Origin of the sequence: Nocardia sp. NPDC057663 (assembly GCF_042799895.1) — a bacterium.
Taxonomy (GTDB): Bacteria; Actinomycetota; Actinomycetes; order Mycobacteriales; family Mycobacteriaceae; genus Nocardia.
The window spans coordinates 809,362-822,877 of the sequence record NZ_JBHVHX010000001.1 but is presented as its reverse complement, the minus strand read 5'-3'; the positions used below and the strand labels follow the sequence as shown (position 1 = coordinate 822,877).

The window sequence follows — 13,516 nt, the reverse complement described above, 5'->3', positions numbered from 1 at the left end:
CTCTCATGCCAGATACCGGTGGACGAGCATGACGGCCATCGCGCCCTCGCCGACCGCGGAGGCCACCCGCTTGGCGGATTCGGCGTGCACGTCGCCCGCGACGAACACGCCGGGCACGCTGGTCTCCAGGTGATGCGGCGGCCGTGGCAGTTCCCAGCCCGGCGGGCGGGCGCCGTCGATCATCAGGTCGGGTCCGGCCAGCACGTAGCCCGCCTCGTCCCTGGTGACGACGCCGTCGAGCCAGCCGGTCTGCGGCGCCGCGCCGATGAACAGGAACAACCGCTGCGCGTCGACCTTGTCCTCGGTGCCGGACCGATTGTCGCGCAAGACGATCCGCTCCAGGTGATCGTCGCCGTCGACGCCGACCACCTCGGTCTCGGTGTGCACCACGATGTTCGGGATCTGCGCGATCTGCTGGATCAGATAGTGCGACATCGACTTCTCCAGCGCGTCGCCACGGACCACGATGTGCACGCGACGGGCGTTACGGGACAGGAACACCGCCGCCTGCCCGGCCGAGTTGGCGCCGCCGACGATGTAGACGTCCTGCTCGGCGCACTCGGCCGCCTCGGTCATCGCCGAGCCGTAATACACACCGCGACCGGTGAATTCGTCGACACCCGGCGCCGGATGACGCCGGTAGTCGACGCCGGTCGCGATGAGCACCGTGTGCGCGCACAACCTGCCGCCGTCGGCGAAGCGCACCGTGCGCGCCGACCCGTTGACCTCGAGCCCGACGACATCGCGGGTGGTGATGATCTCCGCGCCGAACTTGGCCGCCTGCCTGCGCGCCCGGTCGGCCAGCTGCGCACCGGACAACCCGTCGGGGAAGCCCAGGTAGTTCTCGATCCGCGAACTCTGCCCGGCCTGCCCACCGGTGGCGGTGCGCTCCACCAGCACCGTGCGCAGGCCCTCCGACGCGCCGTACACGGCCGCGCCGAGCCCGGCGGGTCCGCCACCGACGACGATCAGGTCGTAGAAGTCGCCGCTGGGTTCGATCGTGAGGCCGACGTTTTCGGCGAGTTCGCTGTCGCTGGGCTGGATCAGGGCGGTGCCGGCCGCGGTGATCACCACCGGACAGGTCAGCGGATCGGCGCCCGCCGCCTCCAGCAGCCGGGCGCCCTCCGGCTCGTCCAGGGGGTACCAGCGGTACGGCAACTGGTTGCGCGCCAAGAACTCCCGTACCTGCGACGACCGCGGTGACCAGCGATCGCCGACGACCTTCGTCTCGTGCACGGGGCGCTGTTCGGCACTGCGCCAGGCGTCGAGCAGGCCGTCGAGGACCGGGTAGAGCTTCTCCTCCGGCGGGTCCCACGGCTTGAGCAGATAGTGGTCGAGATCGATGACATTGATCGCGTCGATCGCGGCACTGGTGTCGGCGTAGGCGGTCAGCAGGACCCGGCGGGCATAGGGGTGCAGGTCCATCGCCTGCTCCAGGAATTCGATGCCGTCCATGCCGGGCATCCGGTAGTCGGCGATCAGCACCGCGACCGGCTGGCCGCGCAGTTTCATCTCCCGCAGCGCCTCGAGCGCCTGCGGTCCCGATTCGGCCCGCAGAATCCGGTAGTCCGCGCCGTAGCGGCGGCGCAGATCGCGCACCACCGCCCGGGAGACACCGGGGTCGTCGTCAACGCTCAGAATGGCCGGTTTGGTTACCGCTGGAGTGCTCACCCGTAGAAGTATCCCCCTCTCCGGAGGGACCGCGATGGTCAGAGCTGGTTGTGCAGCACCAGCTCGAGTTCGCTGGGGGTCAGCAGGCGTTCGAGGCGTTCGTCGCGTTTACGGCGGGTGAACGCGGCGCGCAGCGCGAAGCTGTCGTCCGGCTCGATGGTGGGCAGTAGTGGGACGTCGTTGATGTGCCTGCGTGGCAGGAAGGAGCGCAGTTTCACGGCCGATCACCTCGGGTTGACGACGGGAACGCTGGGGGCTGAGCATCGTCGATCAGCAAACGGCGATAGCGAAGAGTTTGCCAGCATGTCCGAGTTGGTGCAAGTGGGACGCCGGTGGACACGGCGAGCCCACCGCTCGGTGGCCTGCCTGGGTGCAGACCACCGAGTGGTGGGCGTAGCTGCTGGTCGGTTATTGCCAGGCAGGCAGCGTGACAACCTGTGCGGCATAGGACAGTCCGGCGCCGAAGGCGATCAGCAGGGCGGCATCGCCGGGCTTCGACTCGCCCGTGCGTAGCAATGCCTCCATGGCCAGCGGGATCGATGCTGCCGAGGTGTTGCCGGCTTCCTCGATGTCGTTGGCCAGCGCGCAGTTCTCGGGCAGCTTCAGGACCCTGGCCATGATCTCGATGATCCGGCCGTTGGCCTGGTGCGGGATCATCGCGTCCAGCTGGTCGGTGGTCAGGCCGGCGCGGTCGATCGCGTCGCGGCAGACCTTCTCCAGCGAGTGCGCCGCCCAGCGGAACACCGCGGTGCCCTCCATCGCGAGGTAGGGGCGTACCGCGTCGGTGCCCTTCGCGTCGATCTCGGCGAAGAACTCCATCCAGTCCTTGTCCTGACGGATGGCGTGGTGCTGGGTGCCGTCCGAACCCCAGACGGTCGGGCCGATGCCCTGCTCCTCGGCCGGGCCGACGATGACAGCGCCCGCGCCGTCGGCGAACAGGAACGCCGTCGAGCGGTCGGTGAAGTCGACGGTGTCGGTGAGCTTCTCGACGCCGATCACCAGCACGTTCTTCGACGTGCCTGCGCGCACGAGATCGGAGGCCATCGCCAGGGCGTGACAGAACCCGGCGCAGCCCGCCGAGATGTCGAACGCGGCGGCGCCGGTCATGCCGAGATCGGTGGCGATCCGCGGCCCGATGGCAGGAGTGAGAACGAGATGTGTCGACGTCGCGACGATGACGCAGTCCACCTGATCGGCGGACACTCCGGCCGCGGCCAGGGCGTCCTTCGCGGCGCCGACGCTCATGCTCTGGATGGTTTCCTCGGATGAGGCGAAGCGCCTGGATTTGATTCCCGATCTGGTGCGGATCCACTCGTCACTCGACTCGATCGGGCCCGCAACCTCGTCGTTCGTGACCACCCGGACAGGGCGGTAGACGCCCAAACCGAGAATCGCGGTGTGCTCAGCTCCAGTCGTCTGGGCGATTCGAGCAGCCATTATGCGTCTCCTCTGTACCTGTCAACCTGCGGTTGCACCGCTGGGTGTACCCGAAGCATCGAAATCCGTCGCTCATCGCCCATGACTCCCGCATGGACAACATGTGAACGTGCAGACATGAGGCGTCCTCATATTAACGGCTTCGATCCGCGAAGTCGTGTCATATGTCACAACCGTTACAGGTACCTTGGAGACAAGGCGATTGCTCGCCAACCCAGTGAAGCTGTTCACAGGACGTAGAGCGGCACACTGACCACGGGTGGAAGCGGTGGGGTTCCCGTAAGGTGTGAACGCTTGCGTTGTCGTCACATCATGAAAGAGGGAGCCCGTGGCACGCCGCCCCACCCCGCCCGGCACGCCCGACACCACCGCCGTCGGCCACATGGTCGACCTGGTGCGGGCCGCCATACCTCCGCTGCACCCCGCCGGCCTGCCGTTTGTCGCGGTGCCCCTCGCGGTCGCGGTCGTCGGCGGCCGGAACAAATGGGTACGCCGGGCCGGTCTGACCGCCGCTGCCGCCTGCGCCGCCTTCTTCCGGCACCCGCATCGGGTGCCGCCGAACCGGCCCGGCATCGTCGTCGCGCCCGCCGACGGTGAGGTCGCTCTCGTCGATACCGCGGTGCCGCCCGCCGAGCTCGGACTCGGCGATCAGCCGCTGCCGCGCGTCAGTATCTTCCTGTCGGTGCTCGATGTGCACGTGCAGCGCGTTCCCGTGTCCGGGACCGTGCGCGAGGTGCTGCATCAGCCGGGCAAGTTCCTCTCGGCCGATCTGCCCGAGGCCAGCGACGCCAACGAGCGCAACAGCATGCTCATCGATACCGCCGACGGTAAGCAGGTCGCCGTCGTGCAGATCGCCGGTCTGCTGGCACGCCGCATCGTCTGCGACGCGCGGGTGGGCGATGTGCTCACCATCGGCGACACCTACGGCCTGATCCGGTTCGGCTCTCGCGTCGACACCTATTTCCCGGTGGGCACCGAACTGCTGGTCGCCCCCGGTCAGCGCACGATCGGGGCCGAAACCGTGCTGGCTGTGCTGGGATGATCGAACAGGCCGCACGCCGAAAGCACCGGCGCTCGGTGCGGTTGCTGCCGAGTGTCGTCACCATCCTCGCGCTGTGTGCCGGCCTGTCCGCGGTGAAGTTCGGGCTCGACGGCGAGCTGGACGTGGCCCTGGCCATGGTCGGCGCCGCCGCCGTGCTCGACACCCTCGACGGCCGCCTGGCCAGGATGCTCGACGCCACGAGCAAGATGGGCGCCGAACTGGACTCGCTCTCGGACGCGATCTCCTTCGGCGTCGCCCCCGCGCTCGTCCTCTATGTCACGCTGCTGGACGGCTACAGCGCGGGCTGGATCGTCGCCCTGCTGTTCGCGGTGAGCCTGGTGCTGCGCCTGGCCCGGTTCAACACCCTGCTCGACGACGATTCGCGCCCGAACTGGGCGCGGGAGTACTTCGTCGGCGTACCGGCGCCGGCGGGGGCGTTGATCGCGCTGGTCCCGATCGCGCTGAAGGTGCAGTTCGGCGACGGCTGGTGGGACAGCTTCGCCTTCGTCGCCGCCTGGACGATCTTCGCCGCGCTGCTGTGCGTGAGCACCATCCCGACCCTGGCGATGAAGTCGGTGTCGGTCGCTCCCCAGGCGGCCGCCGGCCTGCTGGTGCTGACGGCCCTGGCCGCCGCCCTGCTGGTGACCTTCCCGATCATCCTGCTGCTCATCCTGGTCGCCCTCTACCTGGCGCACATCCCGTTCGCCTGGCGCTCGGCGCGCTGGGTCGCGGCGCGCCCGGAGACCTGGCAGCACAAGCCGGCCGAGCGCCGGGCGCAGCGGCGCGCTCAGCGCCGGATGCCGCAGATCCGCCGGCCGGCGATCCGCCGCCCGGCGATCCGTGGCTCGGCCCGGCTGCGGTTGCGGCGTCCGCGCGACTGAGTTCTCGGCGGCCCACGGGCCGCGGGTTTCGGCTGTCGGCGCGGTATCCGGGGAACGGGATATCGGGCCGACAGCGTCGCGCCGAACATGGCATCGGGTGGGGGCGTCGTGTCGCCACGGTGGCGGCGGATGTGAAGGGGGAATCGGTGGAGTCCGACGAGGTCGAGGAGTTCCTGGGCCATCGGGCGCGGTTGTTCGCGCTCGCCTATCGCATGTTCGGTGCCGCGGGTGAGGCCGAGGACATGGTGCACGATGATCGACCGGTTCCTGCTCGCCGCGTCGACCGGTGACGTCACCGCCCTGCGCGCGTTGCTCGCCGACGACGTGGTCTCCACGGCCGACGGCGGCGGCAAGATCACCGCGGCCCGTCGCCCGGTGCACGGCGGCGATCTGGTGGCGCGCTACCTCGTCGGCCTGAACAAGTTCCTCACCCCGGCGAGCTCGTTCTCGATCGACGAGATCAACGGCGAGCTCGCCCTGGTGGTGCGCGCGGACGGAGTCGTCGCGAGCTCGGTCATGCTGTTCGAGCTCGACGCCGACGGCCGGGTCGACGCGATCCGGATCGTCGTCAACCCCGACAAGCTGGGCCTTCTGGTGGCTGCCGAGGAGTGAGCCGGATCACGGCGCCGGTCTGTCAGGAAACCGGGGGCTGTCGGGTCTGGAGGGTGTCGGCATTGTCGAGAGGAGCCACACCATGACCGGGCAGCAGCAGCGAATCGTCGTCCTCGGCGCGGGCTACGCGGGACTCAGCGCGGCGCGCCGCTTGGCGAGCAAGGCGCGCGACGCCGCGATCACGGTGGTCGATACGCGCGCGGAGTTCGTCGAACGAGTGCGTCTGCATCAGGCGGCCGCCGGCCAGTCGATCGGACGCTGGGACCTGCGGGAGTTGCTGGAGCGCAAGGGCGCCGAATTCGTGCGGGCGCGGGTCACCGAGCTCGATCCGGACGCGAAGCAGGTGCGGCTCGACGGCGAGTGGACGATCGGCTACGACACCCTCGTCTATGCCCTCGGCAGCGCGGCCGACCGCACGAGCGTGCCGGGCGTCGCCGACTACGCGCACTCCGTCGCGACCCCCGAGGACGTGCGGGCGCTGCCCGCCGGTCCGGTGATCGTGGTCGGCGCCGGTTCGACCGGCATCGAGCTCGCGGCGGAACTGGCCGAGTCGCACCGGGATTCGCAGGTCACGCTGCTGGGATCGGAGGAGCCCGGCGGCTGGTTGTCCGCCCGCGCCGTCGAGCACATCCGCTCCGGGCTGACCGCGCTCGGCGTCGAGATCCGTTCCGGCGTCAAGGTCGCCGAGGTGCTGCCCGGCGGTGTCCGTCTCGTGGACGGCACCGTGGTGCCCGCAGCGGCTGTCGTCTGGACGGCCGGTTTCACCGTGCCCGCCCTGGCCCGCCGCGCCGGTCTCGCTGTCGACGAGCAGGGCCGCATCCGCACCGACGAGACCCTGCGTTCGGTCTCCCACCCCGACATCTACGCCGCGGGCGATGCCGCACTGATCGACGGTCCCGGTGGCCGTCCGCTCCGGATGGCCTGTGCGACAGCTCTTCCCACTGGTTCCTACGTCGCCCGCGCGATCGTGACGCGCGCACGCGGCACCGAACCCGAACCGATGACCTTCCGCTACCACCTGCAATGCATCAGCCTGGGCCGCCGGGATGCCGTCATCCAGTTCCTCGACGCCGACGACACCCCGGCCACGCGGGTCCTTCGCGGCCGCACCGGCGCGTGGGTCAAGGAGCGGATTGTGCGCTTCGCGGGCAGCGCCGCGGGGATGCGCTGAGCCGACGGGGCGGGCACCTGCTCCCGCCTCGAGCGCGTGTCGGCGCGAGTGAGTCCCGCTGTGTTTCAGCGCGACCCACATCGGCCGATCCACGACGGGCTGACGCGTGTTCGGGCAAACCGCTGCCGGGCTGCGCACCTCTGCACCTTCCCGGGCTCGCTTCAGCGCTGTGATCTGCTGCGTCCCCGCGTTGTCCACGCGGACTACCGGTCCGCCGGCGCGGAGCGGTGTCGCCTGCGCGCCGCGGCCAGAATCCCGACCACGGGAGCAGCGGCGATCACGACGAAGACCACCACCCACGGCACCCGCCACCACCAGCGCAGATCCGTCTCGCCGACAGGGTGTTCCGTGGTGAGCAGCCGAGCCGTCGACGACCACACCACGAACGCGTCCCCGATCGGCACGGCACCGAACGCGTACCGCTTGGAGCCGGGCAGATCCACCGGCAGACCGAGCAATTCACCTTCGGAACCGATCGCGGCGGCCAGCTCGTGGTCACCGTTCACCCGGGCGGCTCCGAGTCCGACCACCGTGGCGGAGAGACTGATCCCGGCGACCAACGGCCCCGAATCGACATCGCCCGCCTTGTCCACCCCGCGCGGGTACTCGCGCAGGGCGGGCCCGAAACCGCCCGGGTAGGACAGGAATTGAGCGCGGAACAGCTGATATTGGTTCCGGGCGAAGTCGGCGTCGAGTTCCGGCAGGAACCGCAGGATCATCGTCTGCGAGGTCGCCCGCGCACCGTCGAGCTGGGTCCCGTCCGGCGCGACCTCGTGCGGCAGCAGGCCGGTGGCCGGATCGAGGTGCGCTCGCGCCGAGGCGAGCCACCGGGTGGTCACCGCGCCGAATCGCTCGCCGAACAGCCTGTCGTGCAACCGCAGCGAGGCCACCGCCACCGTGGAGTCGACCGGCCACGCCTGCCCGTGATAGGCCTGTAGGAACGGTGTCTCCGACGCGGTGAACGCCTGCGCAATCTCCTCGCTGTGCGCCGCGAACCGCTGCACCTCGGCGGGATCGCCGGCATCGAGCGACAGGATCGCCCCGCGCAACCAGTTGGTCCACCCCGCCCAGAAAACCCCGTACGCGGGCCGCAGTGCCGGGCTGAACACCGCCCGCCCGTCGGCGGACTCCAATCGTGCCAGCGCCCAGCGGGATTCACGCAGCGCCTGCTCACGCAGGTCCGGGTCGGTGCGCGCAGCCTGCACCCACGACAGGCCGTAGAGCGCGTTCAGGAAGAAGTGACCTTCCGGAAACTGGTTCTGCGCAGCGAAATCCGCATCGCCGTCGAGTGCATCCCGGACGAACGCCAGCTGACGCTCGGTCGACCCGGGCTGCTCATCGATGCCCGGCTGCGGCCACAGGAACCGGCTCGAGCCGACCACGCAGGCCAGTGTCACGACAACCCCCACGATGCGCAGCGCCCACCGGGCCGTGCGCCGCAATCTCCCCATGCGAGACACTCTGCCATCGAACATCGTCAACCAATGGTTGACGATGTCGAATCGTCAACCTAGAGTTGACGCATGAGCACTCCGAACATTCGCCTCGACGATCTGATCGACGGCATCAAGAAGGCCCGTCCCGACAACGTTCTCGACCAGCTCTCCGACGCCGTGGTGACCGCGGGTCACCTCGGCGAGGTGGCCGACCACCTCATCGGCCACTTCGTCGACCAGGCCCGCCGCTCCGGCGCCTCCTGGACCGATATCGGCGTCAGCATGGGCGTCACCAAGCAGGCCGCCCAGAAGCGCTTCGTTCCCAAGCAGCCCGGCGACACCGGCGCCATGGACCCGCAGGCCGGGTTCGCCAAGTTCACCGACCGGGCCCGGCAGGTCGTCGTGGGTTCCCAGGAATCGGCCAGGGCCGCGGGCAACAACCAGATCACGCTCGGTCACCTCATCCTCGGGCTGATCGGCCAGTCCGAGGGCCTGGCGGCCAAGGAGATCGTCGCCCGTGGTGTCAGCCTGGAGTCGGTCCGGGCGGCCGCCGTCGCCGCGCTGCCGCCCGCGACCGACGACATTCCCGCGCTCATCCCGTTCGACGGTGAGTCCAAGAAGGCGCTCGAACTCACCTTTCGCGAGGCGCTGCGCCTCGGCCACAACTACATCGGCACCGAACACATCCTGCTCGCGCTGCTCGAACAGGAGAACGGCACGGGCGTGCTCAGTGGCCTCGGCCTGGACAAGGCTGTTGTAGAAGCCGAACTCGTCGAGCTGCTGAATCAGTTCCTGGCCGCCGCCGAGGGCGAGTCCTGACACGCGGGGCGCGCCCGGTGAGCTCCTCCGCGCCGGGCGCGACCTTGCACTCTCACCACCCGAGTGCTAAAAATGGCTTGGCACTCACGCCTGTTGAGTGCCAGGTCGGGACGGTGAGGCCGGGTTCCATCGACACCCTCGGTCGTCCGTCGCGGGCACCGCACCTGGCCAGCGTACTTTGGGGCGATCCAACCTGTGGTCGTCTCGTGTGTCAGCCATAGACATGTGGAGGATCTCAACGCAATGGCCAAGACAATTGCGTACGACGAAGAGGCCCGTCGCGGTCTCGAGCGGGGTCTGAACGCCCTCGCCGACGCTGTCAAGGTGACGCTGGGCCCGAAGGGTCGCAACGTCGTGCTCGAGAAGAAGTGGGGCGCCCCCACGATCACCAACGATGGTGTGTCCATCGCCAAGGAGATCGACCTCGAGGACCCGTACGAGAAGATCGGCGCCGAGCTGGTCAAGGAAGTCGCCAAGAAGACCGACGACGTCGCGGGCGACGGCACCACCACCGCCACCGTGCTCGCCCAGGCGCTCGTGCGTGAGGGCCTGCGCAACGTCGCGGCCGGCGCCAACCCGCTCGGCCTGAAGCGCGGCATCGAGAAGGCCGTCGAGGCCGTCACCGCCAAGCTGCTCGAGACCGCCAAGGAGGTCGAGACCAAGGAGCAGATCGCTGCCACCGCCGGTATCTCGGCCGGCGACTCGTCCATCGGTGAGCTCATCGCCGAGGCCATGGACAAGGTCGGCAAGGAAGGCGTCATCACCGTCGAGGAGAGCAACACCTTCGGTCTCCAGCTGGAGCTCACCGAGGGCATGCGCTTCGACAAGGGCTACATCTCCGGTTACTTCGTGACCGACCCCGAGCGTCAGGAAGCGGTCCTCGAGGACCCGTACATCCTGCTGGTGTCGGCCAAGATCTCGACCGTCAAGGACCTGCTGCCGCTGCTGGAGAAGGTCATCCAGGCCGGCAAGCCGCTGCTGATCATCGCCGAGGACGTCGAGGGCGAGGCCCTGTCGACCCTGGTCGTGAACAAGATCCGTGGCACCTTCAAGTCCGTCGCCGTCAAGGCTCCGGGCTTCGGTGACCGTCGCAAGGCTCAGCTGGCCGACATCGCCATCCTGACCGGTGGCGAGGTCATCAGCGAAGAGGTCGGCCTCTCCCTGGAGACCGCCGGCATCGAGCTGCTCGGTACCGCGCGCAAGGTCGTCATCACCAAGGACGAGACCACCATCGTCGAGGGCGCGGGCGACGCGGAGGCCATCAAGGGCCGCGTGGCGCAGATCCGCACCGAGATCGAGAACTCGGACTCGGACTACGACCGTGAGAAGCTGCAGGAGCGTCTGGCCAAGCTGGCCGGCGGTGTCGCGGTGATCAAGGCCGGTGCCGCCACCGAGGTCGAGCTCAAGGAGCGCAAGCACCGCATCGAAGATGCCGTGCGCAACGCCAAGGCTGCCGTCGAAGAGGGCATCGTCGCCGGTGGTGGCGTGGCCCTGCTCCAGGCCGCCCCCGCGCTGGACGGCTTCAGCGGCCTGTCGGCCGACGAGGCCACCGGTGTCAACATCGTGCGCGTCGCGCTGTCGGCCCCGCTGAAGCAGATCGCCTTCAACGCCGGCCTCGAGCCCGGCGTCGTCGCCGAGAAGGTCTCCAACCTCCCCGAGGGCGAAGGCCTGAACGCCGACTCCGGCGTCTACGAGAACCTGCTGGCCGCCGGCGTTGCCGACCCGGTCAAGGTCACCCGTTCGGCCCTGCAGAACGCGGCCTCCATCGCGGCCCTGTTCCTCACCACCGAGGCCGTCGTCGCCGACAAGCCGGAGAAGGCCGCCCCCGCGGGCGACCCGACCGGTGGCATGGGCGGCATGGACTTCTGATCCCCTCGGATCAGTAGTTCCCGCAAGTCACGAAGGCCGGTCCACCACTCGGTGGGCCGGCCTTCGGCGTTTCCGGTAGGTGCTCACCCCACCGGTGTCAACCGCAACCTCTCCGCCAGCTCGTTGAAGATGTAGAAGTTGGGGATGGTGCCGACCGGGGTGAGGGAGCGCCAGGTGCCGGAGAGTTTGAGGCGGATGTGGCCGCTGCGGGCGTCGATGAGCTGGATGTGCTCCCAGGGGAAGGATTCGTCCTGGAAGTGGAGGGCGTCGAGGGAGAGGCCGACTGCGCCGAAGGTCGCGGTGTCGCCGTTGTCGATGGCGGCGACGGCGGCGGGGAGTTGGGTTGCGGTGACGGCGGATTGGATGGCGCGGGCCCATTCGCGAGCGCGGGCGAAGCCTTCTTCGTCGATGGTGGCTTCGACGCCGCCGGGGCCGGTGAGCTCGAGGTAGTAGGACACCGCCGTGGTGTCGTGGAAGGGGATCATCTGCTGGCGCACTTCGGTGCTGTCCCACCGGAATCCGGCGACGCGCTGGCCGGAGCGGTAGACGGTGACGCCGTGATCGAACAGGTCGATGCGGGCGGCGCGGTTCTGCCGGTTGAGGATTCCGCGACGGAATGCCAGCAGGACCGGGATCGCGGCGATCACGAGCAGCGCGACACCACCCTGCCAGGCGCCGACGGCGGCGCAGATGACGCCGATGACGCCGATGCTGCCCGCGACGATGCCGCAGCCACGGACGAACGTGTCGTCGGCTGGGGTCGCGAGGTAGGTATCACGGTGCGCGCCGAGCTGCTGATACTCCGCCATCAGGTGTATCAGCTGGGTCAACGGCACCCTATGCCGGACTTCGGCTACGTCCTCCGGCCTGTTCGGAGTGATCACTCGTCCCTCCATGAGGCGTCTTCATCCGCGGCGAAGCGTATTCGACGAGGCCGATTGCCGCCACTGGTGGGTGGACAATGGTAGCGGTCATTCCGGAATCGGCTGCTACGCGGGGTGAAAACGGCTGTAGAGGGGGCTGATTCAGCGCTGTGGATCGAGCAGCCGGGAGACCACCGCGTCGACCAGTTCGTCGGTGGCGGGCAGGGTCTGCGGCGCGATCCTGGCCAGCTGATTGAAGCCGTGATAGATGCTGACGGCCACGCTCGCGCGGGTGTAGGCCTGTGGATCGGGCACTCCGAGCAGCCGCAATTGCGCGGCGACATAGTCGATCCGGCGTTCGGCGACGCGGCTCATCGCGGCGGCGACGGCGGGTTGATCCACCGACGCGAGCAGCGCGAGATCCTCCCTGCCGTGCGCGGCGTACTCGATGACGTGGGTGAACAGCTGCCGCAATCGTTGCGCGGGCCCTGGCAATTGCTCGAGCTCGTCGATGACGTCCTGCGTGCCGCGCTGCTCCCACCGCGCGAGGACGGCCTCGACCAGCGCGGCGCGATCCTTGAAATGCCAGTAGAAGCTGCCCTTGGTCGCGCCGAGCCGTTTGGCCAGCGGTTCGACAGCCACCGCGGCCAGCCCGCCTTCGCCGAGGGCGTCCAGCGCGGCCTGCGCCCAGTCGTCGGCGGTGAGCCTGCGCCCGGCCGACTTCGCGTTCTCCCCTTGCGACATCCCCATACGCTACCGTATGGTGGACGATCTTCGGCCGCAACGCCTTCCCGAGCAGGCGGTGTCGGCCACCGAACACCTGACCGGCAAGGCGATGCCGATGCTCGACTTCATCGTCTCGGTGCGTGTGGTCGACGGCCGTGCGACCGAACGGCACAGGGATCGAACCGATCGGTCTCGATAGTCTGGACAGGTGCTGTTTCTGGACGAAGGCCCACGCACCGGCCCGGCGATCGTGTTCGTGCACGGCATCCCCGGTTCGGTCGACTGGTTCGCGGCGGTCGCCGAACGGCTGGCGACCGCCTATCGGGTGGTCCGGGTCGACGTCCACGACCAGGGCGCGGACTCGGGTGATTTCACGGCCGCCGCCCGGACCGCGCCGATCATCGAAATCCTCGACGAGCTCGACCTCTCGCAGGTCACGGTGGTCGGGCATTCGTTCGGCGCCGAGATCGCGCTGGAACTCGCCGCGGTCTCGCCCCGGGTGGCCCGGGCTGTGGTGGTCGGGCAAGCGCCGGACTACCGCGCCGCCGCCATCCCGTCGGTGGCGACGTGGGTGGTCCGCCCGTGGATGGTCCGGCTGGCGCAGGGCTGGACACCGGCGCTGGTGGTCCGGCTGGCGAACCGGACCGCGTTCGCGCCGCGCTTCCGCTACGACTCCGCGCCCGGCCTGGCCGACGCGGTGGTGCGTGACTTCCGTGCCGCCGTCCCCGCCGGCCTGGCCTATGCCGCGGGCCCCCGGGGCGACGACCTCGCGGCGCATCCGCTCGACGCGCGGGCCGCCGCGCTCGACCTGCCGGTCCTGGCGATCCACGGCCGCCACGACCACCTCTACGACAGCACCGACACCCTGGACCGCTACGCCGCGGCGGGCGCGCGCACCCACCTCGTCGAACACGCCGGTCACTCCCCGCAGGTCGAGCAGCCGGACGAATTCGTCGCGGTACTCAGGGAATTCGTCGACGGGATCTGAT

Annotated in this window: 15 protein-coding genes; 9 read left to right on the top strand and 6 right to left on the bottom strand. The window is 69.2% G+C overall.

What is annotated here, in order from left to right:
- Positions 1-3 precede the first annotated feature (3 nt).
- The 3 genes from ACFVAV_RS03835 to ACFVAV_RS03825 form a co-directional block, all read right to left on the bottom strand.
- Positions 4-1,671 carry an FAD-dependent oxidoreductase gene (locus tag ACFVAV_RS03835; protein WP_379029402.1) on the bottom strand — a complete coding sequence of 556 codons (1,668 nt, stop codon included), beginning with the start codon at positions 1,669-1,671 and terminating at the stop codon, positions 4-6.
- Between the two features lie 38 nt (positions 1,672-1,709).
- Entirely contained in the window at positions 1,710-1,889 is a 180-nt protein-coding gene (locus tag ACFVAV_RS03830; protein ID WP_379029400.1) for a hypothetical protein, read from the bottom strand.
- 190 nt (positions 1,890-2,079) lie between these two features.
- Positions 2,080-3,108, bottom strand: coding sequence for a beta-ketoacyl-ACP synthase III (locus ACFVAV_RS03825; protein WP_379029397.1), 1,029 nt, complete (start codon positions 3,106-3,108; stop codon positions 2,080-2,082).
- Between the two features lie 328 nt (positions 3,109-3,436).
- On the opposite strand from ACFVAV_RS03825, the gene ACFVAV_RS03820 reads away from it, so the two are divergent.
- The 5 genes from ACFVAV_RS03820 (at position 3,437) to ACFVAV_RS03800 (ending at position 6,814) form a co-directional block, all read left to right on the top strand.
- Positions 3,437-4,150: a phosphatidylserine decarboxylase gene (locus ACFVAV_RS03820; protein WP_379029394.1), complete on the top strand. Its 714-nt coding sequence runs from the start codon at positions 3,437-3,439 to the stop codon at positions 4,148-4,150.
- A complete protein-coding gene (locus ACFVAV_RS03815) occupies positions 4,147-5,031 on the top strand; it encodes a CDP-alcohol phosphatidyltransferase family protein (RefSeq protein WP_379029391.1) in 885 nt (294 codons plus the stop codon). The genes ACFVAV_RS03820 and ACFVAV_RS03815 overlap by 4 nt, the downstream gene beginning before the upstream one ends.
- Positions 5,032-5,150: 119 nt before the next feature.
- Positions 5,151-5,321: a hypothetical protein gene (locus ACFVAV_RS03810; RefSeq protein ID WP_379029388.1), complete on the top strand. Its 171-nt coding sequence runs from the start codon at positions 5,151-5,153 to the stop codon at positions 5,319-5,321.
- Positions 5,284-5,643 carry a hypothetical protein gene (locus tag ACFVAV_RS03805; RefSeq protein WP_379029385.1) on the top strand — a complete coding sequence of 120 codons (360 nt, stop codon included), beginning with the start codon at positions 5,284-5,286 and terminating at the stop codon, positions 5,641-5,643. Before ACFVAV_RS03810 ends, ACFVAV_RS03805 begins: the two co-directional genes overlap by 38 nt.
- An 82-nt stretch (positions 5,644-5,725) precedes the next feature.
- A complete protein-coding gene (locus ACFVAV_RS03800; protein WP_379029377.1) occupies positions 5,726-6,814 on the top strand; it encodes an NAD(P)/FAD-dependent oxidoreductase in 1,089 nt (362 codons plus the stop codon).
- Positions 6,815-7,017: 203 nt separating this feature from the next.
- Here the strand turns inward: ACFVAV_RS03800 and ACFVAV_RS03795 are convergent, their stop codons facing one another.
- A complete protein-coding gene (locus tag ACFVAV_RS03795) occupies positions 7,018-8,265 on the bottom strand; it encodes a hypothetical protein (RefSeq protein ID WP_379029373.1) in 1,248 nt (415 codons plus the stop codon).
- 72 nt (positions 8,266-8,337) lie between these two features.
- On the opposite strand from ACFVAV_RS03795, the gene ACFVAV_RS03790 reads away from it, so the two are divergent.
- Together ACFVAV_RS03790 and groL are read left to right on the top strand one after the other, a co-directional pair.
- Entirely contained in the window at positions 8,338-9,069 is a 732-nt protein-coding gene (locus ACFVAV_RS03790; protein ID WP_379029371.1) for a Clp protease N-terminal domain-containing protein, read from the top strand.
- Between the two features lie 243 nt (positions 9,070-9,312).
- Complete coding sequence (gene groL, locus ACFVAV_RS03785) at positions 9,313-10,938, top strand: chaperonin GroEL (protein WP_379029367.1); 1,626 nt, start codon at positions 9,313-9,315, stop codon at positions 10,936-10,938.
- An 83-nt stretch (positions 10,939-11,021) separates the two neighbouring features.
- Here groL and ACFVAV_RS03780 read toward each other — a convergent pair whose 3' ends face one another.
- Complete coding sequence (locus ACFVAV_RS03780) at positions 11,022-11,774, bottom strand: DUF6585 family protein (RefSeq protein WP_379029964.1); 753 nt, start codon at positions 11,772-11,774, stop codon at positions 11,022-11,024.
- A gap of 189 nt (positions 11,775-11,963) precedes the next feature.
- Positions 11,964-12,545: a TetR/AcrR family transcriptional regulator gene (locus ACFVAV_RS03775; RefSeq protein WP_379029364.1), complete on the bottom strand. Its 582-nt coding sequence runs from the start codon at positions 12,543-12,545 to the stop codon at positions 11,964-11,966.
- Positions 12,546-12,564: 19 nt separating this feature from the next.
- Here ACFVAV_RS03775 and ACFVAV_RS03770 point away from each other — a divergent pair, with 19 nt between their 5' ends.
- Both ACFVAV_RS03770 and ACFVAV_RS03765 read left to right on the top strand, forming a co-directional pair.
- Positions 12,565-12,726, top strand: a complete 162-nt coding sequence (locus ACFVAV_RS03770) for a hypothetical protein (protein ID WP_379029361.1) — start codon at positions 12,565-12,567, stop codon at positions 12,724-12,726.
- Positions 12,727-12,735: 9 nt separating this feature from the next.
- Entirely contained in the window at positions 12,736-13,515 is a 780-nt protein-coding gene (locus ACFVAV_RS03765; protein WP_379029358.1) for an alpha/beta fold hydrolase, read from the top strand.
- Position 13,516: the final 1 nt, after the last annotated feature.